Genomic DNA, 25,545 nt, shown 5'->3' with positions numbered 1-25,545 from the left:
GCTCCCCGGTCACCAGCACGGTGAGCGGACCCCGACAATGGTCCGGACACGCGCAGGCACGACGAAAGCGAAACCGCACCATGGATCTCGGCGTCCGCTGGAAACTGCACGGCGACGGAAAGATCCCGGCCCCCGGCGCCGTGGTCCGACCCGACGAGCGGCTCTCCTGGCCCCGCACGGCCGGACTCGGCGCCCAGCACGTGGTGGCGATGTTCGGGGCGTCGTTCGTCGCGCCGGTCCTGATGGGTCTGGACCCGAATCTCGCGATCATGATGTCGGGCGTCGCGACGATCGTGTTCCTGCTGGCCACCCGTGGCAGCGTGCCCAGCTATCTGGGCTGCTCGCTCTCCTTCGTCGGTGTGGCGGCGGTCATCCGGGCGCAGGGCGGCAGCAGCGCGACCGTCACGGGAGCGGTGTTCGTCGTCGGGGGCGCGCTGTTCCTGGTGGGGCTCGCCGTGCGGCGGTTCGGGGCGCGGATCATCCGCGCCGCGATGCCGCCGATCGTGACCGGCGCGGTGGTGATGCTGATCGGCTTCAACCTCGCGCCGGTGACGGCCTCGACGTACTGGCCGCAGGACCAGTGGACGGCCCTGCTGGTGATGCTGTTCACCGGCCTGGCGGTCGTCTGTCTGCGGGGCTTCTGGTCCCGGATCGCGATCTTCCTCGGGCTGGTCTTCGGCTACGGCATCTCCTGGGTCTTCGACCTGGCCTTCGGCAAGATCCACTCCGTGGACGCGAGCGGCAGGCTGACCGACCACTGGCGGCTCGACCTGTCCGGCGTGGGCAAGGCCGACTGGATCGGGCTGCCGGCCCTGCACGCCCCGTCCTTCGAATGGTCGGCGATCCTGGTCGCCCTGCCGGTCGTCATCGCCCTGGTCGCGGAGAACGCCGGGCACGTCAAGGCGGTCGGCGAGATGACCGGCGACTCGCTCGACGACAGGCTCGGCACGGCGATCGCGGCCGACGGCGTCGGCTCGATGCTGTCCACGGCGGTCGGCGGCCCGCCCAACACCACGTACTCCGAGAACATCGGCGTGATGGCCGCGACCCGCGTGTACTCGACGGCCGCGTACTGGGCCGCCGCCGGATTCGCCCTGCTGTTCGGCGTCTGCCCGAAGTTCGGCGCGGTCGTGGCGGCGATCCCGGGCGGGGTGCTCGGCGGCATCACCGTCATCCTGTACGGCATGATCGGCCTGCTCGGCGCGCAGATCTGGATCAACGCCAAGGTGGATCTGCGCAATCCGCTGAACCTGGTCCCCGCTGCGGCGGGCATCATCATCGGCGTCGGCAACGTGTCGCTGAAGATCACGGACACGTTCTCGCTGAGCGGCATCGCGCTCGGCACGGTGGTCGTCATCACCGGCTATCACGCCCTGCGGGCCTTCGCACCGGCCCACTTGAAGACGCAGGCGCCGCTGCTGGACGAGGGCACCTCCTCCTACGACGACGCAGCCGCGCCGGACGACGCCAGGTCGTAGGCGTAGGAGGCCGTGAACGTCCCCGGCCTGCCCTTGCAGCCGTCCGACTCCCCCGGCAGCTTGACCCACAGGTAGGCGTCGATCCGTGGTGCGCCGGTGCTCAGTGTCGGGGTCCGGCCGAGTGTGCGGCCGTCCGGGTCGCACCACTCGCCGTCGGCCGGGGCGCCGTTTCCGTTGCGGCTGGTGTCGATGACCGCGCCGAGACTCGCCGGGCCGCCGAGCGCGTCGAGGACGTGCCGGTCGTAGGCGATCTCGTCGGCGGTGGTGTGGAAGTTGGAGACGTTGCTGAAGATGCCGTCGGACGACTCCGGCGAGGCGGCACCGGCCCGGCGCAGCCAGGAAGCCTGCCGGGCGGGCGCGTTCCAGCCCGAATGCCCCGCGTCGAAGTACACCCGGGCCTGCGGGTTCGCGGTCTTCAGCACACGGCCCGCCCGGGCCAGTGAGGCGAAGCGGCCCTCGCGTTCCGCCACGGAGAGGCACTCGGTCTGGGCGACCGAGTCCGGCTCCAGGACGACGATGACCTCGCCGGAGCCGAGCCCCGCCGCGAACCGGTCGATCCAGGCGTCGTAGGCGTCCAGGCCGGGCGCCCCGCCCTGGGAGTGGCCGCCGCAGTCCCGGCCGGGGATCGCGTAGGGCACCAGGACGGGCACCCGGCCCGTCGCGGCGCCGCCCGACGTGACCGCGGCGACCCGGGCGGTGACGGTCTGCGGGGAGTAGTCGGCGAACCAGACGGCCGCCGGCTGCTCGGCGATACGGGACGCGATGACCGCGTGCCGCGGGTCACCGGGGTGGGAGCGGACCCACGCGAGCACCTGGGAGTCGGGGTGACGGTAGAGCCGTCCGGGCACGGTGGTGGTGTGCTCCCGTCTCGTCCCGGCCCTCGGTGGCGACGGGCTCCGCGTCGGCCGCGCGGACGGCGACGGTGAGGGGGAGGCGGACCCGGTGGGGGCCGGGGCGGGCGACGACGGCACGGCCGGCAGGGGCGCCTGGCGGGTCGAGGCCGACACCCGGGCGGGTCCTGCCTCGTCCGGGGTGCGTCCGTCGTCGAACGCGGAGACCACGCCCGTCACGGCACCGGCCGCGACCACGACGGAGGCCGCCGCGACCATCGCGCCGCGCCGGGCGGCGCGCCTGCGACCGGCCCTGCGGGCGGCCAGGCGCTGGGCACGCGAGCCTGACACGGTGTTGCTCCCCCCTCCCCCTGCGGCGGGCGGAGTTCCCCCGTTTCGGGGAAGCGCCGGGCCTGCCGGTACTGCCGCCAGCCTAGAGCTGCGACCCTGCCCGCATGCCGCGATGCGAACAAGTCCCCCCGGCCGTGGACACTCCGGTGGACGCCGTCCTCTCCCGGATGCGCGCCCTCGACGCGGCCCTGCACCCACGGGACGGGGTGGCGATCTTCAACCGTGTCTACCTCGCCGTGACGGAGGCGGTGGACCGGTACGTCGACGCCGGCCGGTTCGCGGACGCCCACGCCGCGATCACGCTGGACGTACGGTTCGCGCAGCGGTACCTCGCGGCCGTCGGGGCGGCGGCGGACGAGGGGCGTCCGCCCGCCTGCTGGCGGCCGCTGTTGCAGTTCCGCCGCCACCCCGGGGTACGGCCCCTGCAGTTCGCGCTGGCGGGCATCAACGCGCACATCGGGCACGATCTGGCGCTGGCCGTCGTGGACACCTGCCGTACGCTCGGCTGCGCACCCGTCGAGCTGGAGGACGAGTTCGACATGGTGGGCGATCTCCTCCTCTCGCTGGAGGAGCGCATCCGCGACGATCTGATGCCGGGGCCCGACCTGTTGCGGATCGCCGACCCGCTGACCCACCTGCTCGGCTCCTGGAGCCTGGAGCGCGCCCGGGACGCCGCGTGGACGGCGGCCCGGGCTCTGTGGGTCCTGCGCGAACTCCCCGATGTCGCCGCGGAGTTCACGGAACGCCTGGACACGGCGGTGGGCTTCGCGGGGCGCATGCTGCTCACGCCCCTGACCGGACCACCGCTGCGGTCCTAGTCCTCCGGCAGCTCGACGGGCGCGATCTCGTCGTAGACGTCGCCGGGGCCCGGGTTGGTCGGGTCGGTCGTGCCGCCCAGGTGGTGCATGACGCCCCAGACCGCGTTGAGGGCGGTCTGGATCGCGCCCTCGGCCCAGCCGGCGGTCCAGGAGATGTCGTCGCCGGCGAGGAAGATGCCGCGCTTGTCCTCGGGCAGCCGGTCCTGCATGAAGTGCGTGAACAGGCGCCGCTGGTAGCGGTAGTGTCCGGGCAGGTTGGCCTTGAACGCGCCCATGAAGTAGGGCTCGTTCTCCCAGGAGACCGTCACCGGATTGCCGATGATGTGCTTCCTGATGTCGACCTTCGGGTAGATCTCGCCGAGCGACTTCAGCATGACCTCCATCCGCTCGTTCGCGGACAGCGGCAGCCACTTCAGGCTGTCGTCGCACCAGGTGTAGGACAGGCAGATGACGGCGGGCTTGTCCGGGCCGTCGTCGAGCAGGTAAGTGCCGCGCGTCATACGGTCGGTGAGCGTCATCGACATGACGTCCCGGCCGGTCTCCTCGTCCTTGTCCAGCCAGAAGGGGCGGTCCACCGGCACGAAGAGCTTCGAGGACTCCATGTAGTGGGTGCGCTCGATCGCGGTCCAGTGGTCGATCGGGAAGAGCGAGTCGTCGCAGGCGATCTTCGACAGCAGCATCCAGGACTGGGCGGTGAAGATCGCCGCCTGGTAGGTACGGATGTCGCCGTCCGCGTCCGTCACCGTGATGCGGTTGCCGGCGGTGCGGTGCAGCCGGGTCACGGCCGGGCGGGGCTCGCCGCCCTCGTGCAGGGTCGCGAGCGAGGTCCCCTGCGCCCAGTGGACGATCTTCTGCGGCTCGCGCTCCCACAGGCGCAGCGGCAGCTGCTGGGAGCCGCCGACGATGCCGCGGTGGTGGTCGTCGGCCTCGGTGTAGACGACGCGCAGGATCTCCAGGATGGAGTTCGGGAAGTCGGTGTCCCAGCCGCCCGTGCCGAAGCCGACCTGGCCGAAGATCTCGCGGTGGCGGAACGACTTGAACGCCTCGGAGTCGCAGAGGAAGCCGTAGAAGGTCTGGTTGTCGAGCTTCTCGACGAGCCTGGACCAGATCTCGCGGATGCGCGGCACGTCCCGCTCCCGCAGGGCGCGGTTCATGTCGGAGAAGTCGGCGCCCTCCTCCAGGCACCGGCTCCAGGCCTCGGCGACGTCCCGGTAGACCTGCGGCAGGTCCTCGATCGTCTCGGCGTAGTGCGACTCGCCCTTGAGGTCGACGACGGTCGACGGGGTCGCCTCGGAGAGAGGGTTGGGGAACGGCTGCGTCTGCAGGCCGACGAGGTCGATGTAGTGCTGCAGGGCCGTGGAGGACGGCGGGAAGCGCATCGCGCCCATCTCGGCGGTGAGGGAGTCGTCGCACCCGTCGAAGCCCACCGTGCGCAGCCGGCCACCGATCTGGTCGGCCTCGTACACGACCGGCTTGAGGCCCATCTTCATCAGCTCGTACGCGGCGACGATGCCGGAGAGGCCGCCGCCGATGACCGCGACCTCCGTGCCGTGCTCGGTCGCGGGTATCTGCCCGAGCCCCGCCGGGTGGGCGAGGAAGTCGTCGTACGCGTACGGGAAGTCCGGGCCGAACATGGTGATCGGCGGCTGCTGCGCGTCAGCGTGCTCGACGGCGTTGGGCACGGTGGACGTCATGGGGTACGGACTCCTTGCACAGAGACGTTCGGGCGGTTCAGGGGGTTTCAGACGAGCGAGCCGTACAGGCCGGGCCGCCGGTCCCGCAGATACGGGTTGTTCTCGCGCGATGCGGCGAGGAAGGCCGGATCGACGTCGGCGAGCACGAGTTCCTCACCGCGTCCGGCCCGGGTCCGGGCGACCCCGTCGGGCCCGGCGAGCGTGGACAGTCCGACGAACTCGAACTCCCCTTCCGGGCCGACCCGGTTGACGTACGCGACGTACATCTGGTTCTCGAAGGCCCGGACCGGGATCACCGACTCGGCGACGAACTGGAACGGGTGCATCTGCGCGGTCGGGACGACGAGCAGGTCGGTGCCGGCCAGGGCGTGGGCGCGGACGTTCTCCGGGAACTCCACGTCGTAGCAGATCAGGAGACCGATCCGGAGGCCGTCGATCTCGGCCTGGACGACCGGCAGGTCCCCGGGGGTGAAGTGGTCGTGCTCGAAGCAGCCGAAGAGGTGCGTCTTGCGGTGGTTGGCGAGCCGGGTGCCGTCGGCGGAGATCAGCTGGACGGAGTTGAACACGGTCTCGCCGTCCCGCTCGGGGTAGCCGTAGGCGATCGCCAGGCCGTGGCGGGTCGCGATCTCGGCGACGGCGTCCGCGCAGTCGCCGTCGGCAGGCTCGGCGAGCCGGCCGATCTCGTCGCCGATGGCGTACCCCGTCAGGAACAGCTCGGACGTGACCAGCAGCCCGGCGCTCTGGGCGGCGGCCCGGCCCGCGGCCTCGTCGAGGACCTTGAGGTTCTCGACGGTGGAGCCGGGGCGGCCGGAGCTCTGGAGCAGGGCGGTGCGCATGCGTGATCCTCACCGGGCGAAGGGCGGACGGGGGCCCACGGGGTGGTTGAAGGGGCCACATAGACGGTACGGGCGGCTGACCAGGGCGGACAAGGAGGAGCCGTTGCGCGCCGGTGAACGGTTCATTGCGTCCGCAGGGGGCACGGCGGTGATTCGTTGCGCGCCTCGGGTCGGACCCCGGCTCCTCCTCGGCGGGCAGCGCCGCGTGCTCTTCCCCGCCGGACGGCGGAGACGGGGTCCCGCCCTGGGCGCGATGTCCTGCCCCCGCCGTGCCGGGAGAGTTGGGGATGTCCACGTGACCTGCGGAAAGGAACGCAATGAAGCGCCGTATGAAGATCGTCGTGCTCGGCTCCGCGCTGCTGCTCACGGCCGGGGCGGCCTCGGCCGCGACCGCGTCGGACACGCCCCGGCAGCCGGAGGCCGCGGCCCTCTCCTCGACCGCGTCGGACGCACCGCACCAGCGGGAGGCCGCGGCCCTCACCGGCACCGCCAAGCTGTACCGCTCGGCCGGGGACGACATCACGTTCTCGTTCGACGCGCACCTGGCGGCGAAGGACAAGGCCGATCCGATGAAGGCGACCGGCACCTTCGAGTTCAGCCACTACCTGGACGACTTCGGTGCCCGGGCCAAGGTCGAGGTGGACTGCCTGGTCACCGGCGGCAAAGTGGCCGTGGTCTCCGGCGTCGTCACCGACTCCGACCTGCCCGGCGCCGAAGGCAAACGGGTCGGCGTGACCGTCCACGACCTCGGCCGCCATGACCGGCTGGGCTACAGCTGGGCCTCGACCGGCCGTCCCGGCGAGGGAGACGAGCCGCCCAAGTGCGTGAGTTCCGCCCCCTTCGAGAAGGTCGAGAAGGGGACGGGCGACTTCACGGTCGTGCCGTGGCAGCCCGAGCTCTAGCCGACGCCAGGGCCGTCACCAGGTAGGGGATCGCCAGTACCGCGAAGACGGTGCCGTGTGCCAGGTCCGTGCCGAGCAGCGCGTACACAGCGAACGTGGCGACCGTCGCCAGCTCCGTCCCCAGGCTCGCCACCGAGGTGAGGGTGGCCCGGCGGGATTCGTCGATGCGGTGCTGGAGACGGACGTCGGCGAGCACTTCGGCCAGCTGGAACGCGGCGAAGGCGAGGCTCACCAGGGCGATCCCCGCGAGGGACCGGGAGGCGGCGCCCACGGCGAGGGCGAGGGCGCCGCCGGCGAGCAGCGCGGAAAGCCCCCTCGTGCCGAGGCGTTCGGCCGGCCCGGCCAGGAGGCTGCCGGCGGTGACACCTGCCCAGATCAGCATGATCAGGTAGGGCACCGTCGCCTCGGCGACGCCGATGTCGCGGACCAGCAGGGGGGTGTACTCGTCGAGTGCGCCCCACACCGCGGCCACGGCCGGGACCAGCAGCAGGGCGCCGCGCACCGAACGGTCCTCGCGGACCTCGGCGAGTCCGGTCCGCAGGGTCGCCGCCCAGCCGTCCCCGGTGGTCTCGGGCCGCGTCCGGTGCTCGGGGAACCGGGTCGCGGTGACCGCGGTCAGCACACAGGCCAGGAGGCTGGCGGCGGCCACCGCCGGGTAGCCGCCCTCCGCGAGGACGGGCCCGGCGAGGCCGGTGGCGGCCACGGTGCCCAGCAGCCGTGCGGCCCTGGCCCGGCCCATGACCCGCGCGTACCGGTCGGCGGCGCCCAGCCGGTCGAGCTCGTCGTAGACCAGTGCCTCCAGCGCGCCGGAGCCGAGTGCCCCGCCGGCGCCCCACAGGACGAACCCGGCCGCGAAGGCCGCGTACGACGGGACGGCAGTCCACAGTGTGAAGCCGGTGGCGGTGAGGAGTGGGCCGATCCACAGCAGCCTGCGGCGTGACATGGCGTCGGCCCAGGCGCCAGAGGGCACTTCGAGCACCACACCGGTGACCGACCACAGGGCGAACAGGGAGGAGATCTGCCAGACCGACATGCCGGTGTCGGCGAAGAGCAGCGCGTACACCGGGTAGAGCAGGACGAAGTCGTCGAGGAACGCGTAGCCGTACAGGGTGTGCGTCAGGCGGCGGACGCCGGTGGCGGGCACGCGTGCGGGTGAGAGTGCCATGGGGCCTTCCCGGAAGGACGGATCGGACGCCGGAGGTACGGCGGCCGAGGCGGCCCTCGGGAGGCACGGCTGGTGGATCAATGTCGCCAGGTCATGACACCCAGGCTAGGGGTGTGGCCCGCTGGGGGCCACGGAGTTACGTGGGCGACCCGGACGAGAAGCGCCGCAGCAGCGGCGAGAGGACGAGAACGGACTTGGTCCGCTCGACGAACGGCTCACCGGCGATCCGTTCCAGGACCCGTTCGAAGTGGCGCATGTCGGAGGCGAAGACCTGGGCGATCGCGTCCGCGTCCCCGGTGACGGTGGACGCGGCCACGACCTCCTGGTAGCGCTCCAGGCCCCGCTGGATGGTCTCCGGGGACGTGTTGCCCCGGCAGTAGATCTCGACGAACCCCTCGGTCTCCCAGCCGAGGGCGCCCGGGTCCACGCGGACGGTGAAGCCGGTGATGGCTCCGGTGGCCCGCAGCCGGTCCACGCGCCGCTTCACGGCGGGCGCGGACAGGCCGACGAGTGAGCCGATGTCGGCGTAGGAGCGGCGGGCGTCCTCGGCGAGGGCGTGCACGATGCGTTCGTCGAGATCGTTCAGCACAGTGGGTCGTTCACTTTTCGGATGGCGCGAGTCGGGAACGGCGGTAGCCGTACAGGAAGTAGAACACGAGCCCGGCGGCCATCCAGACACCGAAGACCACCCAGGTCACGGTCGACAGGCTGCCCATCATCCAGATGCAGAAGGCGAAGCCCAGCGCGGGCAGGACCGGCGAGAGCGGCACCCGGAAGGTGCGCGGCATGTCCGGCTTGGTCCGGCGCAGCACGACGACGGCGACGTTGACCAGCGCGAAGGCGAACAGGGTGCCGATGCTGGTGGCGTCGGCGAGCTGCCCGAGCGGGATCGCGGCGGCCAGCACACCGCAGAACAGCGACACGATCAGGGTGTTGGCGCGGGGGGCGCCGGTCTTCGGGTGGACCCGGGCGAACACCTTCGGCACCAGACCGTCGCGGGACATGGCGAAGAGGATGCGGGTCTGGCCGTACAGCACGGTCAGCACCACGCTCGCGATGGCGATGACGGCGCAGAACGCCAGCAGCGTGCCCCAGAAGGTCTGCCCGGTGACCTCGCGCATGATCTGGGCGAGGGCGGCCTCGGAGTCGGTGAAGTTCTTCCAGGGCTTGGCACCGACGGCGACGGCCGCGACGAGGACGTACAGCGCGGTCACGATGACCAGCGAGAGCATGATCGCGCGGGGGAGGTCGCGCTGGGCGTTCTTGGCCTCCTCACCGGCGGTGGAGGCGGCGTCGAAACCGATGTAGGAGAAGAACAGCGTGGCACCGGCGGCGCTGACACCGGCCATGCCGAGGGGCATGAAGTTCTCGTAGTTGCCCGAGCGGAAGCCCTGGACGCCGATGGCGCAGAACATCACCAGCGCGGCGATCTTCACGACGACCATGACGGTGTTGGCGCGGGCGGACTCGCGGGCGCCGCCCAGCAGGAACGCCATCGCGAGCAGGACGACGATCAGCGCGGGCAGGTTGAACACGCCGCCGTCGCCGGGCGGGGCGGACAGGGCGGCCGGGATGGTGACGCCGATGGTGCCGTCGAGCAGCTCGTTGAGGTACTCGCCCCAGCCGACGGCGACGGCGGCGACGGACACGCCGTACTCCAGGACCAGGCACCAGCCGCATATCCAGGCGATCAGCTCGCCCATCGTTGCGTACGCATACGAGTACGAGGAGCCGGAGACCGGGATCGTTCCGGCCAGCTCGGCGTAGGACAGGGCCGAGAACAGGGCCGTGAGACCGGCGATCACGAAGGAGAGGGTGACGGCGGGGCCCGCCTTGGGGACGGCCTCGCCGAGGACCACGAAGATGCCGGTGCCGAGCGTGGCACCGATGCTGATCATGGTCAGCTGCCACAGTCCGAGGGTGCGGCGCAGCGAGCCTCCCTCGCCCTGCCCACCCTCCGCGACCAGGTGTTCCACGGGCTTGCGCCGCATGAGGCGCGCGCCGACGCCGGGGGGTGCGGAGGCCGCCGTCGGGCCTGGGTTCTGCGGGGGTGCGCCTTGGTCGAGCACGCGCTGGCTCCTTATCGCTGCCGGTGAGGGCGGCAGGGACCGCGGGCACCCTTGAGCAGGGACCCACCGAGCGGAGTCCCCGCCACGCCACGTACGAGGCGACAGCCTACGAGCATCGGCGTTGCTGGTGAAATGCAGCAACCTTGCGCATACGTGCAAGATCATTGCGTTACCGGGGGATGTGCGGGTGTTCGTTGCGGGGCGGCTGTCGAGTGTTGCATCGGGAGCCGCCGGAAGGGCTTTCGCGAGGAACACGCGGGTGTCGGCCCGCTCCCGTCGAACGCCGTCGGCGGTCACGGGGCCCAGCAGTCGACGTACGCCACGGCGCCTCGCCGCACTCGGCGTCCTCCCTGCGCCGACGGCAGGGGCCGCGTACGCGAGAACGGCCCCCGCCGACCCACGGGGCGGGTCAACAGGGGCCGTCCAAAGGGGCTTTCAGGACGTCAGCTCCAGCTGGCGTGCAGGGGCTTGCCCTCCGCGTAGCCGGCGGCGCTCTGGATGCCGACGATGGCCTTCTCGGCGAACTCCTCCAGGGAGCCGGCACCGGCGTAGGTGCAGGAGGAACGGACGCCCGCGATGATCGAGTCGATCAGGTCCTCGACGCCCGGGCGGGCTGGGTCGAGGAACATGCGCGAGGTGGAGATGCCCTCCTCGAACAGCGCCTTGCGGGCGCGGTCGTACGCGGACTCCTCGGAGGTGCGGTTGCGCACGGCCCGGGCGGAGGCCATGCCGAAGGACTCCTTGTAGGCGCGGCCCTGGGCGTCGTGCTGCAGGTCGCCCGGGGACTCGTAGGTGCCGGCGAACCAGGAGCCGACCATCACGTTGGACGCGCCGGCCGCGAGGGCCATGGCCACGTCGCGCGGGTGGCGGACGCCGCCGTCGGCCCACACGTGCTTGCCGTACTTCCTCGCCTCGGCGGCGCACTCCAGGACGGCGGAGAACTGCGGCCGGCCGACACCGGTCATCATCCGGGTCGTGCACATGGCACCGGGACCGACACCCACCTTGACGATGTCCGCGCCGGCCTCGATCAGGTCGCGCACACCGGCGGCGGCGACCACGTTGCCCGCGACGACCGGCACCTGCGGGTCGAGGTCGCGCACCAGCTTCAGGGCGCTGATCATCGACTCCTGGTGGCCGTGCGCGGTGTCGATGACGAGCGCGTCGACACCCGCGTCCAGCAGCTGCTGGGCCTTGCCCGCGACGTCGCCGTTGATGCCGACGGCGGCGGCGATGCGCAGCCGCCCCTGGGCGTCGGTGGCCGGCTTGTAGAGCGTGGCGCGCAGGGCGCCCTTGCGGGTCAGGATGCCGGCGAGCGTGCCGTCCCGGTGGACCGCGGGGGCGTAGCGGCGGTTGGCCTGGTCGAGGGTGCCGAAGGCCTCGCCCGGGTCCATGTCCGCGTCGATGAGCAGCAGGTCCCGGGACATGACCTCGGCGAGCTGGGTGAAGCGGTCCACGCCGGACAGGTCGGCGTCGGTGACCACGCCGACCGGCTTGTGGTCCCCGTCGACCACGACACCGGCGTTGTGCGCCCGCTTGGGCAGCAGGGCCAGCGCGTCCGCGACCGTCTGGTGCGGGAACAGGATGATCGGGGTGTCCAGCACCAGGTGCCGGTTCTTCACCCAGGAGACGACGTCGGTGACCACGTCGATGGGGATGTCCTGCGGTATCACCACGAGGCCGCCGCGGCGGGCCACGGTCTCGGCCATGCGGCGCCCGGCGATGGCGGTCATGTTGGCGACGACGAGCGGGATGGTCGTGCCCGTGCCGTCCGGGGAGCTGAGGTCGACGGCCTGCCGCGAGCCCACCGAGGAGCGGCTCGGCACCATGAAGACGTCGTCGTACGTCAGGTCGTACCCGGGCTGGATGTCATTGAGGAAACGCACGTGCTGCACATCCCAGTCGATCAGAGGTGACCCCCGGACCGGCCGGCCAGGGGGAAAGAGCACGTACTTCATTCTCCCATGCCGGGCCCCCGATCGACCCCCAGCGGATCATCCAGGCTGGTCAGGGGGCCTCTCGGAGGATGCTCCAAGACCGAGGGTGACGAACAGCCCCGGTCCTCGGTCCGTCGCCTCGGCGAAGATCTCCTCGGCGACCTGCCACTCGTCGGGCCGCGACTCGGCGTACTTCCGCCAGCCCTGTACGACGACCAGGAGCCCCCGCTCCCCGGCTTCCTCGGGCCAGAGGGCGGGATCGGACAGGCAGTCGGCGAGGGCGTCCCAGTTGCGGCCGAACCAGTCGGGCAGGGCCAGGTCACGGGCGCAGCGGTCCATGAGGCCCGCCTTGTCCGTGACCCCGTCCAGGTCCAGGACGACGACGATCCGTCCCGCCGGGTCGTGCGGCACCCCGGGCCTCTGGCCGGCCACGCGTCAGACCCCGTCCGGGTCGGAGCGGTTGAGCGCGGACTTCGGCGTCGGTCCGGCCGTCATGAGGTAGTCGGCCGCCGACGTGTCCGTCACCAGGCTGGTGACGAGCCCGGAGCGCAGCACCGCGTCGATCGCGGGCCCCTTGCGCTGTCCGCCCGCGATCGCGACGACCTCGGGGATCCGGCGGAGCTGGTCCGCCTTCACCGTGATGCAGCGCTCGCCCAGGTCCCGGCCGACCCGGCGCCCCTCGGCGTCGAAGAGGTGCGCGGACATCTCGGCGGCGACACCGAGGGAGGCGTAGTGCGCGCGTTCCTCGTCGCTGAGCATGTCGTGCACCGTGGAGATGCCCGGCTCCCAGGAGCCGATGGAGACGCAGGCGACGGTGACCTTGTCGAAGTGCTCGAAGGCGCGGGCGATCCCCGTCTGGTTGCGCAGCGCCGTGGCCGTGGCCGCGTCGGGCAGCAGCATCGGGGCGTAGATGGGGTGGGCGTCGCCGCCGGACACCTGGGCGGCGCGGCGTACGGCCTCGACCGAGCCGCGCTCCGCCGTCCCGGCGTCGTAGACACCTGTCAGCTGCACCACCGTGCACGGGGGCAGCCGGTCGAGCGCCGCCGCCATGTGGATGGTGGAGCGGCCCCAGGCCAGGCCCAGCACATCCCCTTCGTTGACCAGTTCGCCGAGCAGGTCGGCGGCCACTTCTCCCAGGTTCTCGGGGTCGGGCGTCTCCTCGGCCTCGGCCGGGGACTCGACCACGACGGCGTGCCTGAGGCCGTAACGGGCGCGGAGCGCGTCCGAGCGCTCGGCGTCCAGTTCGGCGGGCACACGGATCTCGATCCGTACGAGATCCCGTTCGAGGGCGGTTTCCAGGACCCGGGCCACCTTGAAGCGGCTGACGCCGAACTCCTCCGCGATCTGGATCTTGGACTTGCCCTCGAGGTAGAAGCGGCGGGCCATGGCCGCCGCCTGCACCAGCTCAGCGGGTCCCATCCGCATGGCTGACCGGCCCGCCGACATACCCGACACGGCGTTCTCCTCACTGCTGTTCACACTCTGGATTCGCCGTTCATCCTTGCAGATGTGGCGCGGTTGATCAGCCCTGATGAGAGCCGTTCACTTTGCTGTGGCTCAGTGGTCGCAGGCCCAGGTGGCCTTCGCCGTCGCCGTCTCGGCCTGGGTGCGTAGTGCACGTACCGCCTCTGCCGGGTCGTTTGCCCCGTAGACCGCCGATCCGGCCACGAAGACGTCGGCTCCGGCGTCCGCGCACTGCTCGATGGTGGACGCGGAAACTCCGCCGTCGACCTGGAGCCAGAGCTCCAGACCGTGCTTGCTGATCAACTCGCGGGTGCGGCGAATCTTCGGAAGCATGATGTCGAGGAACGCCTGTCCCCCGAAGCCCGGTTCGACCGTCATGATCAGCAGCATGTCGAGCTCGGGGAGCAGGTCCTCGTACGGCTCGATGGGGGTCGCGGGCTTCAGTGCCATGGAGGCGCGGGCGCCCTTGGCCCGGATCTCCCTGGCGAGCCGGACCGGTGCGGCGGCGGCCTCGACATGGAAGGTGACGGAACCGGCCCCCGCTTCCACGTACTGGGGCGCCCACCGATCGGGGGCCTCGATCATCAGATGGCAGTCCAGCGGGGTGTCCGTCGCACGGGCCAGCGACTCTACGACCGGCACACCGAGCGTGAGGTTCGGGACGAAATGGTTGTCCATTACGTCGACGTGGAGCCAGTCGGCTCCCGCCACGGCCTTCGCCTCGTCCGCGAGGCGGGCGAAGTCTGCGGACAGGATGCTGGGGTTGATCTGCGCGGCCATGTCCTAAGACTGCCATGCCCCGTGGGGGTTGTGAGCATCGGTCCCAGGTGGTCTGCCGAGTGCGGGGCTCATGTGGCTTTTCGCGCGGTTTCCCGCGCCGCTCACGGGACGTCTTCGCGCAGGGGGCCGGCATGAAGCAGGGCGTCGCGCATCTCGTCTGCGGCCGACGGGCCAAGTGGCTCGTGCTGGTCTTCTGGGTGGTCGTGCTGCTCATCGCTGCGCCGCTCGCCATGAAGCTGACCGACGCGCAGGACAACGACGCCGCGTCGTGGCTGCCGGGGTCCGCGGAGTCGACCCAGGTGCTGCAGATCTCCGAGGACTTCCGGCCGGAGCAGATCCCGGCGGTGGTGATCTACGCGCGGGAGAGCGGTCTGACGGCGCAGGACCGTGCCGAGATCGCCGAGGACGTACGGCAGCTCAAGCAGCTGCGCGACCACGGCATCATCGGCGAGCAGACGCGCGGGCCGGTGTTCGACCGGCAGACCGATCCGCGCGCGGCCCAGGTCTTCGTGCCGATCATGATGGACGAGGAGGGCTGGGAGCGGATCTCACCGGCCGTGGACTCCATCCGGGACGACGTCGGCACGGGCAGCGACGGACTGGCCGTGCACATCACCGGCCCGGGCGGCACGTCCGCGGACTTCGCCGAGGCCTTCGAGGGCATCGACTCGACCCTGCTGTTCGCGGCGATGGCGGTCGTCATCGTCATGCTGCTCATCACCTACCGCAGTCTGACGCTCCTGGTGGTCCCCCTGGTCTCGGTGGTCTGCGCCCTGTTCACCGCGCAGGCGCTGATCTACTTGCTGGCCGAGCACGGCGGCCTGACGGTGAATGGCCAGAGCGCCGGCATCCTCACGGTGCTGGTCTTCGGAGCCGGGACGGACTACGCCCTGCTGCTGGTGGCCCGGTACCGGGAGGAACTGCGCCGGCACGAGGACCGGCACGAGGCGATGGCCCTGGCCCTGCACCGCGCCGGCCCGGCCGTGATCGCCTCCGGCGCAACGGTCGTGCTCAGCATGCTGGTGCTGCTGGTCGCCGAGATGAACTCCACGAGCGGCCTGGGCCCGGTGGCGGCGATCGGTGTCGCCGTCGCGCTGGTGGCGATGATGAGCCTGTTCCCGGCCCTGCTGGTGATCTTCGGCCGCTGGATCTTCTGGCCGGTCGTCCCGCGCTACGGCACGCCCGACCCCACGGAGCGCGGTGTGTGGGCGCGCACGGGGCGCCGTATCGCCCGCCGGCCGCGGATGATCTGGGCGGTGACGGCGCTCGCGCTGGCGGTCTGCTCACTGGGTCTGATCCAGTTGCGCGCGGAGGGCATCGGCAACGCGGACGCGTTCACCGGGAAACCGGACTCGATCACCGGCCAGGAGGTGTCGGCGCGCTACTTCCCGGCGGGCAGCGGCGATCCCCTGGTCATCGTCAGCAACCAGGCGCAGGCCGTGCAGGTGGGCCGCGCGGTCGCCGGGACACCGGGCGTGGTCCCCCAGTCCCTCGGTCTGCCACCCGGCACCAAACCGGCCTTCGAGGGCAAGGTCCTCTTCGAGGCCACCATGACCGCCCCCGCGGACAGCGAGGCCGCCAAGCAGACGGTCGAGCGCGTACGGGACGCCGTGCACGCGGTGCCGGACGCCGACGCCAAGGTGGGCGGCGGTACCGCGGCCCTGCTGGACATGGACGAGGCGACCACGCACGACAACGTGCTGATCATCCCGCTGGTGCTGGTGGTCGTCCTGCTGATCCTGTGCGGCCTGCTGCGCGCCCTGATCGCCCCGCTGCTGCTGATCGGCACGGTGATCCTGTCGTTCACGGCGGCCCTCGGCATCAGCGCGCTCGCGTTCCGGTACGTCTTCGACTACGCGGGCGAGGCCACCGACTTCCCGCTGTTCGTCTTCGTCTTCCTGGTCGCCCTGGGCATCGACTACAACATCTTCCTGACCACCCGCATCCGCGAGGAGGCGGCCCGCCAGGGCACCAGACCGGGCGTGGTCACGGGCCTCGCCGCCACCGGGGCCGTCATCACCTCCGCCGGTCTGGTCCTGGCCGGCACCTTCGCCGCCCTCGGCACGCTCCCGATGGTCGCCTTCGCCGAGATCGGCTTCACGGTCGCCCTCGGCGTCCTCATCGACACCTTCATCGTCCGCTCGGTCCTGGTGACCTCGCTGTTCCTGGACGTCGGGCCGAAGGTGTGGTGGCCGCACCGGCTGGCGCGCCACGACGGCGGCGCGCCGGACCGGGCGGCGGTGGGAGCGGGGGTCAGCCGGTCCGGCGAATGAGCGCCAGGTACATCGCGTCCGTCCCGTGCAGATGCGGCCACAGCTGTACGTCGGGCCCCTCGCCCAGGTCGGGTACGCCGGGCAGCAGCGGCCGGGCGTCGAGGAGCTCCGTGTCCGGGTGCTGCTTGAGCACGTCGGCGACGACGGCCCGGGTCTCGGCGAGGTGCGGCGAGCAGGTCGCGTAGCCCACGACGCCGCCGACCCGCACCGACTCCAGGGCGGTGCGCAGCAGCCCGCGTTGCAGCGGCGCGAAGCCCTCGAGGTCCTCGGGGCGGCGCCGCCAGCGCGCCTCGGGGCGGCGGCGCAGCGCGCCGAGACCGGTGCAGGGCACGTCGACCAGGACCCGGTCGAAGCTGCCCGGCCGCCATGCGGGGCGCGTCCCGTCGGCGGCGATCACCTGGTACGGCCCGGGGTTGCCGTCCAGCGCCTTCGCGACGAGACCGGCGCGGTGGGTCTGCTTCTCGGAGGCGACGAGCAGGGCGCCCCGCTCGGCAGCCAGCGCGCCCAGCAGCGCGGCCTTGCCACCGGGCCCCGCGCACCCGTCCAGCCAGCGCCGGTCGGGCCCGTCCAGGGGCGCGTTGGCCAGGGCGATCGCCACGAGCTGGCTGCCCTCGTCCTGTACACCCGCCCGTCCGTCCCGCACGGCCGCGATCGCGCCCGGCTCACCGCCCTCGGTCAGCCGTACGGCATAGGGCGACCAGCGGCCCGCCACCGCGGCGTCCTCGTCGAGCAGTTCCTCGGCGGTCGCCCGCCCGGGCCGTGCCACGAGGGTCACCTCGGGCCGCTCGTTGTCGGCGCGCAGCATTTCCTCGACGCCGTCGCGCCCGCCGCCGAGGGAGTCCCACAGCGCGGAGACGACCCACCGGGGATGCGAGTGGACGACGGCGAGATGGTCCTCGGGGTCCTCGTCGTACGCCGGCGCGACCCGCTCCAGCCAGCCGTCCAGGTCGTCCTGCGCGACCTTGCGCAGCACGGCGTTGACGAACTTGGCCCGTCCGTCGCCGAGCACGACCCGCGCGAGCTCGACGGTGGCGGACACGGCCGCATGGGTCGGGATCCGCGTGCCGAGCAACTGGTGCGCGCCGAGGCTCAGCACGTCCAGGACCGGCGGGTCGACCTCCCCGAGCGGCCGGTCCACACAGGACGCCAGGATCGCGTCGTACGTCCCCTGCCGCCGCAGCGTTCCGTACACCAGCTCGGTGGCGAGCGCCGCGTCACGGGCGTCAAAGCTCTCGGGGCCCTCCTTCTCCCGCGCCTTGCGCAACAGGGGCGGGAGAACGAGGTTGGCGTAGGCGTCCCGCTCGTCCACGGCCCTCAGCGCCTCGAAGGCGAGGATACGGACGGGGTCCTTCTTGGGCCGGCGGTAGGGCTTGCCTGACGTGCGGGCTCGACGGGGCTGTTCGCTCACGAAAAGGTGCTCCGGGGGTGAGAAGAAGTGCGCCGTCCAGCCTACGCCGCCGGGTGCGCCAGGAGAGCGGCCGCGGGATGCCGGGCCGGGTCAGGGCCCTGCCCCGGCTCATTCTCCGAGCCGCTCGCCCTCGCCGATCCGCACGCCGCGGGCCCAGTCCGCCGCCCGCATCGGCCTCTTGCCCTGGGCCTGCACCCACAGCAACTCGACGCCGTAGGAACCGGTGCCGGCGTACACGTTGTTCTTCCCGGCGGCGATCTGCCCCGGGGCGAGGTCCGTCCGGTCGGGCACGGGGGCGACCTGGATGAGCTTGAGCCGCTCGCCGCGGAACGTGGTCCAGGCGCCGGGGGCCGGGGTGCAGCCCCGCACCATCCGGTCGACCCGCAGCGCGGGCGCGCTCCAGTCCAGGTGGGCGTCCTCGACGTTGACCTTCGGGGCGAGGCTGATCCCGTCGGCCGGCTGCGGTACGGCCTTCAGGGTGCCGTCCTCGATGCCGTCCATGGTCGCCGCGAGCAGTCCGGCACCGGCGAAGGCGAGCCGCGTCAGCAGGTCCCCGCTGGTGTCGGTGGCCCGGATCTCCTCGGTCACCGTCCCGTACACCGGGCCGGAGTCGAGCCCTTCCTCGATCAGGAAGGTGGACGCTCCGGTGATCTCGTCGCCGGCCATGATGGCGTGCTGCACGGGCGCTGCGCCGCGCCAGGCCGGCAGCAGGGAGAAGTGCAGGTTGACCCAGCCGTGCGCGGGGATGTCGAGGGCCACCCGGGGCAGCAGCGCTCCATAGGCGACGACGGGGCAGCAGTCCGGCCCGATCTCCCGCAGCCGCTCCAGGAACTCGGGGTCCCTCGGCTTCGCGGGCTTCAGCACCTCGATCCCGGCCTCCTCCGCCCGCTCGGCGACGGGCGACGCGACGAGCCGGCGTCCGCGCCCGGCCGGGGCGTCGGGCCGCGTGACGACTGCGGCCACCTCGTGCCGCCCGGAGGCGAGCAGAGCGTCCAGAGCGGGAACGGCGACCTCGGGTGTACCGGCGAAGACGAGCTTCATGGGGTGGTGGGGGCCTCTCGGGCGGGGGGCGATGACGGGTGGGCACAAGTTTAGGAGCCGTCGCGGGGAAAGCCGCCAACGGGCGCCCGGACCCACGGGAGTCAGCCGCCTCTCGGCGGACGGTTGTGAGCGCGGCGGGGGCGACCAACGGAATCAACCGGGGGGTGACCGAAGAGCCAAAAGGCCGAACTCCGAAGGCGCACATCCCGCGCAAACGGGCGCACGCACAAGCCCCCACGCCCCCACACCGTGACCCGCGGAGCGAATCCGCGTTGTCAAGACAGAGTTGACCACATAGGGCCGCGATCGCGGCCCATTCCTTTCAACGCCGGTTCGAGAGGCTTGTTCATGGCCGACCATGCAACCCACGACGCCCAGGCTCGGGCCAGCCTGCACTTGCTGGTGCGGGACATCGAGCGGGTCCGCCGGCAGGTGGACGCACTGCGCACCCTCACCGCCCAGTTGGGCAACGTCTACCGCCCGCGCCGCTCCGGCCCCTCCACGGGCTTCGTCGTCTACGGACGGGCTCCCGCCCCGACGGTACGTCTCGCCCAGGAGCTGCGGGACAGTGTCGAGACCCTGGTCACGGCGGCCGTGGACTTCGACCGCTCACTCGGCTTCTCGTGGGACGCGGTGGGCTCCGCGCTCGGAGTCACCAAACAGGCGGTACACCGCCGTTACGGCGCCCGCCGAGCCGCGGCCCAGCCGGCCGCGCCCGAGCCGGAGCGCACGCCGGAGCCGACGGGCGGCCGCTCGGTCAACGTGACCACCGGCCTGCCCCCGGTGCCGACGGTCCCCGCCGCCCGTTCCATGCCCACACAGCCCACGGCCGGCAGCCCCTCCCTCCGCGACGAGGTCAGGCCCTCGGCCTTCCCGGGCCCGCGCAGCGGCTGACGAGCCCTCCGCTCCGCCCTCTCGGAACGTCTCCGGGAGGGCAGCCGCGTATCGGGACCGGGCTCCGGCCGAACGGTCCCCGCCGTTCGCGACGGCTGACCCGACGTCGCCGGACGTGGCCCGGGCGAGGACGCGATGAGCGCATCCCGGGGCCCCGAGTCTCACGCAGAGTCAGGGAACAGCCTCCCGAAGGTCGCCACGGGACGGGGAGGCCCTCCCGAGGCGGAGCGGGCCGCTCCGACGTCCGCTCACCCGATGTCGGCCGGGTCGATCCGCACCCAGACCCCGGCCCCGCTTCCGGCTCCCCCGCCGCTCCCCCGGGCCATCCGCGCGGCCTGCGCGGCCTTGAGCGCCGCCGCCAGCGCGGCGCCCCTGCCCGGCGGCACCCGCAGCAGCGCCCGCTCCCACTGCTCCCCGGGCGGTGGCGCCCCCGTCCGCCGGGGTCGCCCGGCACCGGTCACGGGCAGCGGCACCGGCCCCAACACTTCGGCCTCGGGCGGAAGTTCGGCAGCACGGAGGAAATCGGCCACCGCCTCCGGCGGACCCGACACGGCCGCCATCCGCGACACCGGTGGAAAGCCCAGCTCGGCCCGCTCGGAGAGTTCCCGCACCGCGTGACCGACGGGATCCCAGCGGACGAGCGCCTGCACGGGCCGCAGCGTCGGCTCGGCCACGACCACCACCGTGCCGCCGGCCGACTGGGGCCGGACGAGGGACGCGGCCGCGATCCACCGCCGCAGCGCGTCCTCCCCGGCCCGCAGGTCGGGCCGGCCGAGCATGGCCCACCCGTCGAGCAGCAGCGCCGCCGCGTACCCGCCCTCGGCGACCGGCTCGGCTCCCGGCGTGCTCACCACCAGCGCTGGCGCCCCCGGCACGGTGTCGAGCACGTGTTCGCGCCCCGAGGTGCGCACGGGTACGGCGGGGAAGGCCCGGCCCAGTTCCTCGGCGGTCCGCCGCGCCCCGACGACCGAGGCACGCAGCCGGAAGGACCCGCAGTCCGGGCAGTGCCAGCCGCTCTCCTCGCGCCCGCACCACCCGCAGTTCAGGGCACCGCCGTCCGGCGCCTCCAGCGGCCCGGAGCAGTGCCGGCAGCGGGCGGGCGCCCGGCAGTCGGCACAGGCCATGCGCGGCACGTACCCCCTGCGGGGCACCTGCACCAGCACCGGGCCGGTCCGCAGACCGTCCCTGACGGCCTGCCAGGCGAGGGTCGGCAGCCGGGCGGCCCGGGCGGCCTCGTCCCGGGCGAGATCCTGGTCCCCTACGGTCCTCACGAGCGGGGCCGCCTGCCGCACCTGCTCCCGCCCCGCGACGAGCGGCCGCGCCCAGCCGCTCTCGACGAGCTGCGCGGCCTCCACCGTGCAGCCCCAGCTCCCCAGCAGGAAGCCGCACTTGTCCTGGGCGGCGCGCAGCAGGAGCACCTCGCGGGCGTGCGGCTGCGGGGCGTGCTGTTCGCTGTGGCTGTCGTCGCCGTCGTCCCAGAGGGCGACCAGACCGAGGTCCTGGACCGGCGCGAACATGGCCGCCCTGGTCCCGATCACGGCCCGCACGCAGCCGCGCCGCACCGCGAGCCACTGCGCGTACCGCTTCTCGGGGCCGGCGTCCGCGGTGAGCACCGCGTGCCGCCCCTCCCCCAGCAGGGAGGTCAGGGCCGCGTCGACCCGGGCGACCGCCCGCCCGTCGGGCAGGACGGCGAGCGCCCCGCGCCCGGAGGCCAGAGTCGCGGCGACGGCCCGGGCCAGCTCCTCGCCCCACTGCGGCCCGGGCAACGCGTTCCACACGGCCCGGGGCGCCCCGCCGGAGGCCAGGGACTCCAGGAAGGCCGTACCCCGCTCGTAGCGCTGCCAGGAGCCCGCCCCGGGGGCCGGGGGCGGGGGCAGCGGGTCGGGTGAGGGCCGCTGCTCGGCGCGGGCGTTGCGCGGCGGGACGGCGAGCTGCAGGACGTCGGCGAGACTGCCCGCGTAGCGGTCGGCGACCGCCCGGGCCAGCCCCAGCAGCTCCCCGCTGAGCACCCGCTCGGGCGACACGACCTGGGCGAGGGCGGCCAGCGGCCCGGAGTAGTCGGACGTGGCCAGCCGCTCGACGAGGTAGCCGTCGATCAGCCCGCCGCCCTCGCGCCGCCCCTCGCGCACACGATGCCGACCGGCCCCGAACCGGACGCGCACCCGCACGCCCGGCTGGGCGTCCGCGTCCAGCTCCTCGGGCACGGCGTAGTCGAAGTACCGGTCGAGGTGGAGCACGCCCTTGTCGACCAGGACACGCGCGACGGGCAGCTCCTTGGCGAGCGCGGCCCCCCGCCAGGTCCGCGGCTTGGCCCGGGGGGTGCCGGCCTTGCGCACACTGTCCCGGATGAGCGCGAGCTGCTCGGGCGGCGCACCCTCCGCCCCCCGCCCCGCCTGTTCGTTCTCGCTGCTCACGCTTGCATTCTTACCAAACACCACTGACAAACGGGGGTGCCCGGGAGGAGGCCCGGACACGGCGAAGCCCGGCCCCGTAAGAGGCCGGGCTTCATATCCGGGGACTTACGCCCCCGCCGCCTTGCGCAGCGCGTCCACGCGGTCCGTCCGCTCCCACGTGAAGTCGGGGAGCTCGCGGCCGAAGTGGCCGTATGCCGCGGTCTGGGAGTAGATCGGGCGGAGCAGGTCGAGGTCGCGGATGATGGCGGCCGGGCGGAGGTCGAAGACCTCGTCGATCGCCTTCTCGATCTTCTCCGTCTCGACCTTGGCGGTGCCGAAGGTCTCGACGAACAGACCCACCGGCTCGGCCTTGCCGATCGCGTACGCGACCTGGACCTCGCAGCGGGTGGCGAGACCGGCGGCGACCACGTTCTTGGCGACCCAGCGCATCGCGTACGCCGCGGAGCGGTCGACCTTGGACGGGTCCTTGCCGGAGAAGGCACCGCCACCGTGGCGGGCCATGCCGCCGTAGGTGTCGATGATGATCTTGCGGCCGGTCAGGCCGGCGTCACCCATCGGACCACCGATCTCGAAGCGGCCGGTGGGGTTGACCAGGAGACGGTAGTTCTCTGTGTCGAGCTTGATGCCGTCGTCCAGCAGGGCCTTCAGCTCGGGCTCGACCACGAACTCCTTGATGTCCGGAGCAAGCAGCGAGTCCAGGTCGATGTCGGAGGCGTGCTGCGAGGAGACCACGACGGTGTCCAGACGGACCGCCTTGTCGCCGTCGTACTCGATGGTGACCTGGGTCTTGCCGTCCGGGCGCAGGTAGGGGATGGTGCCGTTCTTGCGCACGTCGGACAGACGCTTCGACAGGCGGTGCGCCAGGAAGATCGGCAGCGGCATCAGCGTCGGCGTCTCGTCCGTCGCGTAGCCGAACATCAGGCCCTGGTCGCCGGCGCCCTGCTTGTCGAGCTCGTCCTCGTCGCCCTCGACGCGCTTCTCGTAGGCCGTGTCCACGCCCTGGGCGATGTCCGGGGACTGCGCACCGATGGACACCGACACGCCGCAGGACGCGCCGTCGAAGCCCTTCTTGGAGGAGTCATAGCCGATTTCGAGGATCTTGTTCCGGACCAGCGTCGCGATGTCCGCGTACGTCTTGGTCGTGACCTCGCCGGCCACGTGCACCAGGCCGGTCGTGATCAGGGTCTCGACGGCGACCCGGGAGGACGGGTCCTCGCGCAGGAGCGCGTCGAGGATGGTGTCGCTGATCTGGTCAGCGATCTTGTCGGGGTGACCCTCGGTCACGGACTCCGAGGTGAAAAGGCGACGGGACACAACGCTCCCTGAGGTTGCAGCGGCTGCTGGCTGATCATTGGCGGACGGCGGGGGCTGCACCCGGCGCCGTCCGTGGAACAGTTTACGGGTCACGCTTCGGCCACGGTCCCCCTGTCTCGCCACTCGGGAGTGCTGTGACCTGCGGCACGGGCATTCTGCCCAATGGCGAGCTGCATTGGCCAGAGGCGCCACGCCCGGTTCCACCCGTTTTCGAGCGGGTCCGGGTCAGTCGGACATCAGCGCAGGCGCTCGGCCACCAGGTCCCAGACGGTCTCGGCCAGGGTTTCCTTGGGCCCGTGCGCCACTGCGGTCTCGCTGCCGTCGGCGCCGAGTACGACCGCCTCGTTCTCCTCGGAGCCGAAGGTCTTGCGCTCGCCCACCTCGTTCACCACGAGCAGATCGCAGCCCTTGCGCTTGAGTTTGGCGCGGCCGTTGGCGAGGACGTCGTCGGTCTCCGCGGCGAAGCCGACGATCACCTGTCCGGCGCGCGCCCGGTCCGCTGAGATCTCCGCGAGGACGTCCGGATTCCGCACCAGGATGATCGGCTCCGGCTCCTGGCCGTCCTTCTTCTTGATCTTCCCGGCCGCGTACGCCGCGGGGCGGAAGTCCGCCACGGCCGCCGCCATCACCACGGCGTCGGCGTCGGGAGCGGCACGCAGCACGGCCTCGCGCAGTTCCACGGCGGTGCCGACCTGCACGACGTCGACGCCCGCCGGGGCCGGCAGGGTGCTGTTGGCCGCTATCAGCGTGACGCGGGCGCCGCGGGCGGCGGCGGTGCGGGCGAGGGCGTAGCCCTGCTTGCCGGAGGAGCGGTTGCCGAGGAAGCGGACGGGGTCGAGGGGCTCGCGGGTGCCACCGGCGCTGACGACGACGTGCCGACCCGTGAGGTCGGGCTCGGTGACGCCCCGGGCCAGCACGCGGCGGCAGACCTCGAAGATCTCGCCCGGGTCGGGCAGCCGGCCCTTGCCGGTGTCGACGCCGGTGAGGCGGCCCACGGCAGGCTCGATGACGAGGGCGCCGCGGCGACGCAGCGTCGCCACGTTCTCCTGGGTGGCCGGGTGCTCCCACATCTCCGTGTGCATGGCGGGGGCGAAGACCACCGGGCAGCGGGCGGTGAGCAGCGTGTTGGTCAGGAGGTCGTCGGCGAGGCCGTGGGCGGCCTTGGCGAGCATGTCGGCGGTGGCGGGGGCGACGACGACCAGGTCGGCGTGCTGACCGATGCGGACGTGGGGGACCTCGTGCACGTCGTCCCACACCTCGGTGGAGACCGGGTTGCCGGACAGCGCGGACCAGGTGGCGGCGCCGACGAAGTGCAGCGCGGAGGCCGTGGGTACCACGCGCACGTCGTGGCCCGACTCCGTCAGCCGCCGCAGCAGCTCACAGGCCTTGTACGCGGCGATGCCACCGCTGACCCCCAGAACGACCTTCGGCTTGTCCACGTCTCTCCCCGGACCTCGGCAACCGGCACACCGTACGACTCCATGACACACCACAGGCCCGGCAGTCGGCCTGCCGGGCCTGTGGATAAGTCAGCGTCAAGCTGTAAATCCTACTTACTGCGCCGGGCCCTCGACGGCCTCGGACGTCAGGAGCCCCGCGTTGATCTCGCGGAGGGCGATCGAGAGCGGCTTCTCGTGGACGTGGGTGTCGACGAGAGGACCGACGTACTCGAGGAGACCCTCGCCGAGCTGCGAGTAGTACGCGTTGATCTGGCGGGCACGCTTGGCCGCGTAGATCACGAGGCTGTACTTCGAGTCGGTGGCCTCGAGGAGCTCGTCGATCGGCGGGTTGATGATGCCCTCGGGCGCGGAGATGGAAGAGGACACGCTCTACCTTCCGATGGATGGGAAAGATTCTGTCGGGGTGATCGGCCGACC

21 protein-coding genes are annotated in these 25,545 nt (G+C 72.3%); 5 read left to right on the top strand and 16 right to left on the bottom strand.

Annotation, left to right across the window (positions count from 1 at the left end; genetic code table 11):
- Positions 1–80: 80 nt before the first annotated feature.
- Entirely contained in the window at positions 81–1,478 is a 1,398-nt protein-coding gene (locus ACIQU3_RS08990) for a uracil-xanthine permease family protein (RefSeq protein ID WP_403924090.1), read from the top strand.
- Here ACIQU3_RS08990 and ACIQU3_RS08985 read toward each other — a convergent pair.
- Positions 1,439–2,587, bottom strand: a complete 1,149-nt coding sequence (locus ACIQU3_RS08985; RefSeq protein WP_403924178.1) for a glycoside hydrolase family 6 protein — start codon at positions 2,585–2,587, stop codon at positions 1,439–1,441. The two genes, ACIQU3_RS08990 and ACIQU3_RS08985, sit on opposite strands and share 40 nt — an antisense overlap.
- 176 nt (positions 2,588–2,763) lie before the next feature.
- On the opposite strand from ACIQU3_RS08985, the gene ACIQU3_RS08980 reads away from it, so the two are divergent.
- The gene (locus tag ACIQU3_RS08980) at positions 2,764–3,477 is read left to right on the top strand and encodes a DUF5995 family protein (protein WP_403728423.1); all 714 of its coding nucleotides are present in this window, start codon (positions 2,764–2,766) and stop codon (positions 3,475–3,477) included.
- On the opposite strand, the gene ACIQU3_RS08975 is transcribed toward ACIQU3_RS08980, so the two are convergent.
- Both ACIQU3_RS08975 and ACIQU3_RS08970 read right to left on the bottom strand, forming a co-directional pair.
- Positions 3,474–5,171, bottom strand: coding sequence for a flavin monoamine oxidase family protein (locus ACIQU3_RS08975; RefSeq protein WP_403728425.1), 1,698 nt, complete (start codon positions 5,169–5,171; stop codon positions 3,474–3,476). The genes ACIQU3_RS08980 and ACIQU3_RS08975 overlap by 4 nt on opposite strands.
- Before the next feature lie 47 nt (positions 5,172–5,218).
- The gene (locus ACIQU3_RS08970) at positions 5,219–6,007 is read right to left on the bottom strand and encodes a carbon-nitrogen hydrolase family protein (RefSeq protein WP_403728427.1); all 789 of its coding nucleotides are present in this window, start codon (positions 6,005–6,007) and stop codon (positions 5,219–5,221) included.
- Positions 6,008–6,324: 317 nt separating this feature from the next.
- On the opposite strand from ACIQU3_RS08970, the gene ACIQU3_RS08965 reads away from it, so the two are divergent.
- The gene (locus ACIQU3_RS08965; RefSeq protein WP_403728429.1) at positions 6,325–6,909 is read left to right on the top strand and encodes a Repetin; all 585 of its coding nucleotides are present in this window, start codon (positions 6,325–6,327) and stop codon (positions 6,907–6,909) included.
- On the opposite strand, the gene ACIQU3_RS08960 is transcribed toward ACIQU3_RS08965, so the two are convergent.
- The 7 genes from ACIQU3_RS08960 to rpe form a co-directional block, all read right to left on the bottom strand.
- Positions 6,878–8,074 carry an MFS transporter gene (locus ACIQU3_RS08960; protein WP_403924087.1) on the bottom strand — a complete coding sequence of 399 codons (1,197 nt, stop codon included), beginning with the start codon at positions 8,072–8,074 and terminating at the stop codon, positions 6,878–6,880. The two genes, ACIQU3_RS08965 and ACIQU3_RS08960, sit on opposite strands and share 32 nt — an antisense overlap.
- A 136-nt stretch (positions 8,075–8,210) precedes the next feature.
- Complete coding sequence (locus ACIQU3_RS08955; protein ID WP_104778814.1) at positions 8,211–8,663, bottom strand: Lrp/AsnC family transcriptional regulator; 453 nt, start codon at positions 8,661–8,663, stop codon at positions 8,211–8,213.
- Between the two features lie 10 nt (positions 8,664–8,673).
- Entirely contained in the window at positions 8,674–10,143 is a 1,470-nt protein-coding gene (locus tag ACIQU3_RS08950; RefSeq protein WP_403728436.1) for an amino acid permease, read from the bottom strand.
- A gap of 443 nt (positions 10,144–10,586) precedes the next feature.
- Positions 10,587–12,029 (bottom strand): GuaB1 family IMP dehydrogenase-related protein, encoded by a 1,443-nt coding sequence (locus tag ACIQU3_RS08945; protein WP_403924084.1) that lies wholly within the window; start codon positions 12,027–12,029, stop codon positions 10,587–10,589.
- Positions 12,030–12,137: 108 nt separating this feature from the next.
- The gene (locus ACIQU3_RS08940; RefSeq protein WP_403729205.1) at positions 12,138–12,491 is read right to left on the bottom strand and encodes a barstar family protein; all 354 of its coding nucleotides are present in this window, start codon (positions 12,489–12,491) and stop codon (positions 12,138–12,140) included.
- Positions 12,492–12,515: 24 nt separating this feature from the next.
- Complete coding sequence (locus ACIQU3_RS08935; protein ID WP_366717099.1) at positions 12,516–13,559, bottom strand: sugar-binding domain-containing protein; 1,044 nt, start codon at positions 13,557–13,559, stop codon at positions 12,516–12,518.
- A gap of 78 nt (positions 13,560–13,637) precedes the next feature.
- A complete protein-coding gene (gene rpe / locus ACIQU3_RS08930) occupies positions 13,638–14,324 on the bottom strand; it encodes a ribulose-phosphate 3-epimerase (RefSeq protein WP_403728441.1) in 687 nt (228 codons plus the stop codon).
- Positions 14,325–14,455: 131 nt separating this feature from the next.
- On the opposite strand from rpe, the gene ACIQU3_RS08925 reads away from it, so the two are divergent.
- Complete coding sequence (locus ACIQU3_RS08925; RefSeq protein WP_403728443.1) at positions 14,456–16,597, top strand: MMPL family transporter; 2,142 nt, start codon at positions 14,456–14,458, stop codon at positions 16,595–16,597.
- Here the strand turns inward: ACIQU3_RS08925 and ACIQU3_RS08920 are convergent.
- Together ACIQU3_RS08920 and fmt are read right to left on the bottom strand one after the other, a co-directional pair.
- Positions 16,578–18,005: an RsmB/NOP family class I SAM-dependent RNA methyltransferase gene (locus ACIQU3_RS08920; RefSeq protein ID WP_403924081.1), complete on the bottom strand. Its 1,428-nt coding sequence runs from the start codon at positions 18,003–18,005 to the stop codon at positions 16,578–16,580. The two genes, ACIQU3_RS08925 and ACIQU3_RS08920, sit on opposite strands and share 20 nt — an antisense overlap.
- Before the next feature lie 108 nt (positions 18,006–18,113).
- A complete protein-coding gene (gene fmt / locus ACIQU3_RS08915) occupies positions 18,114–19,046 on the bottom strand; it encodes a methionyl-tRNA formyltransferase (RefSeq protein ID WP_403728447.1) in 933 nt (310 codons plus the stop codon).
- A 348-nt stretch (positions 19,047–19,394) separates the two neighbouring features.
- On the opposite strand from fmt, the gene ACIQU3_RS08910 reads away from it, so the two are divergent.
- Positions 19,395–19,940 carry a hypothetical protein gene (locus ACIQU3_RS08910; RefSeq protein WP_403728449.1) on the top strand — a complete coding sequence of 182 codons (546 nt, stop codon included), beginning with the start codon at positions 19,395–19,397 and terminating at the stop codon, positions 19,938–19,940.
- A 248-nt stretch (positions 19,941–20,188) separates the two neighbouring features.
- Here the strand turns inward: ACIQU3_RS08910 and ACIQU3_RS08905 are convergent, their stop codons facing one another.
- From ACIQU3_RS08905 to rpoZ, 4 genes are all read right to left on the bottom strand, one after another.
- Positions 20,189–22,354: a primosomal protein N' gene (locus ACIQU3_RS08905; protein WP_403924079.1), complete on the bottom strand. Its 2,166-nt coding sequence runs from the start codon at positions 22,352–22,354 to the stop codon at positions 20,189–20,191.
- Positions 22,355–22,459: 105 nt separating this feature from the next.
- On the bottom strand, positions 22,460–23,668 hold the full coding sequence (gene metK, locus ACIQU3_RS08900) for a methionine adenosyltransferase (RefSeq protein ID WP_403728453.1): 1,209 nt from the start codon (positions 23,666–23,668) through the stop codon (positions 22,460–22,462).
- Positions 23,669–23,904: 236 nt separating this feature from the next.
- Positions 23,905–25,107: a bifunctional phosphopantothenoylcysteine decarboxylase/phosphopantothenate--cysteine ligase CoaBC gene (coaBC, locus tag ACIQU3_RS08895; RefSeq protein ID WP_403924076.1), complete on the bottom strand. Its 1,203-nt coding sequence runs from the start codon at positions 25,105–25,107 to the stop codon at positions 23,905–23,907.
- Between the two features lie 114 nt (positions 25,108–25,221).
- Complete coding sequence (rpoZ, locus tag ACIQU3_RS08890; RefSeq protein WP_003988945.1) at positions 25,222–25,494, bottom strand: DNA-directed RNA polymerase subunit omega; 273 nt, start codon at positions 25,492–25,494, stop codon at positions 25,222–25,224.
- Positions 25,495–25,545: the final 51 nt, after the last annotated feature.

Source organism: Streptomyces sp. NPDC101110, assembly GCF_044759525.1.
In the GTDB taxonomy this organism is placed as follows: domain Bacteria; phylum Actinomycetota; class Actinomycetes; order Streptomycetales; family Streptomycetaceae; genus Streptomyces.
The sequence above is the reverse complement of the archived record's forward strand: the minus strand, read 5'-3'. Positions and strand labels throughout refer to the sequence as shown.

Bases quoted from the DNA above. Each gene is read 5' to 3' on its own strand.
- fmt (WP_403728447.1), bottom strand. From the start codon at position 19,046: ATGAAGCTCGTCTTCGCCGGTACACCCGAGGTCGCCGTTCCCGCTCTG.
- ACIQU3_RS08925 (WP_403728443.1), top strand. From the start codon at position 14,456: ATGAAGCAGGGCGTCGCGCATCTCGTCTGCGGCCGACGGGCCAAGTGG.
- ACIQU3_RS08960 (WP_403924087.1), bottom strand. From the start codon at position 8,074: ATGGCACTCTCACCCGCACGCGTGCCCGCCACCGGCGTCCGCCGCCTG.
- ACIQU3_RS08990 (WP_403924090.1), top strand. From the start codon at position 81: ATGGATCTCGGCGTCCGCTGGAAACTGCACGGCGACGGAAAGATCCCG.
- rpe (WP_403728441.1), bottom strand. From the start codon at position 14,324: ATGGCCGCGCAGATCAACCCCAGCATCCTGTCCGCAGACTTCGCCCGC.
- ACIQU3_RS08965 (WP_403728429.1), top strand. From the start codon at position 6,325: ATGAAGCGCCGTATGAAGATCGTCGTGCTCGGCTCCGCGCTGCTGCTC.
- ACIQU3_RS08970 (WP_403728427.1), bottom strand. From the start codon at position 6,007: ATGCGCACCGCCCTGCTCCAGAGCTCCGGCCGCCCCGGCTCCACCGTC.
- ACIQU3_RS08910 (WP_403728449.1), top strand. From the start codon at position 19,395: ATGGCCGACCATGCAACCCACGACGCCCAGGCTCGGGCCAGCCTGCAC.
- ACIQU3_RS08980 (WP_403728423.1), top strand. From the start codon at position 2,764: ATGCCGCGATGCGAACAAGTCCCCCCGGCCGTGGACACTCCGGTGGAC.
- ACIQU3_RS08975 (WP_403728425.1), bottom strand. From the start codon at position 5,171: ATGACGTCCACCGTGCCCAACGCCGTCGAGCACGCTGACGCGCAGCAG.
- ACIQU3_RS08985 (WP_403924178.1), bottom strand. From the start codon at position 2,587: ATGGTCGCGGCGGCCTCCGTCGTGGTCGCGGCCGGTGCCGTGACGGGC.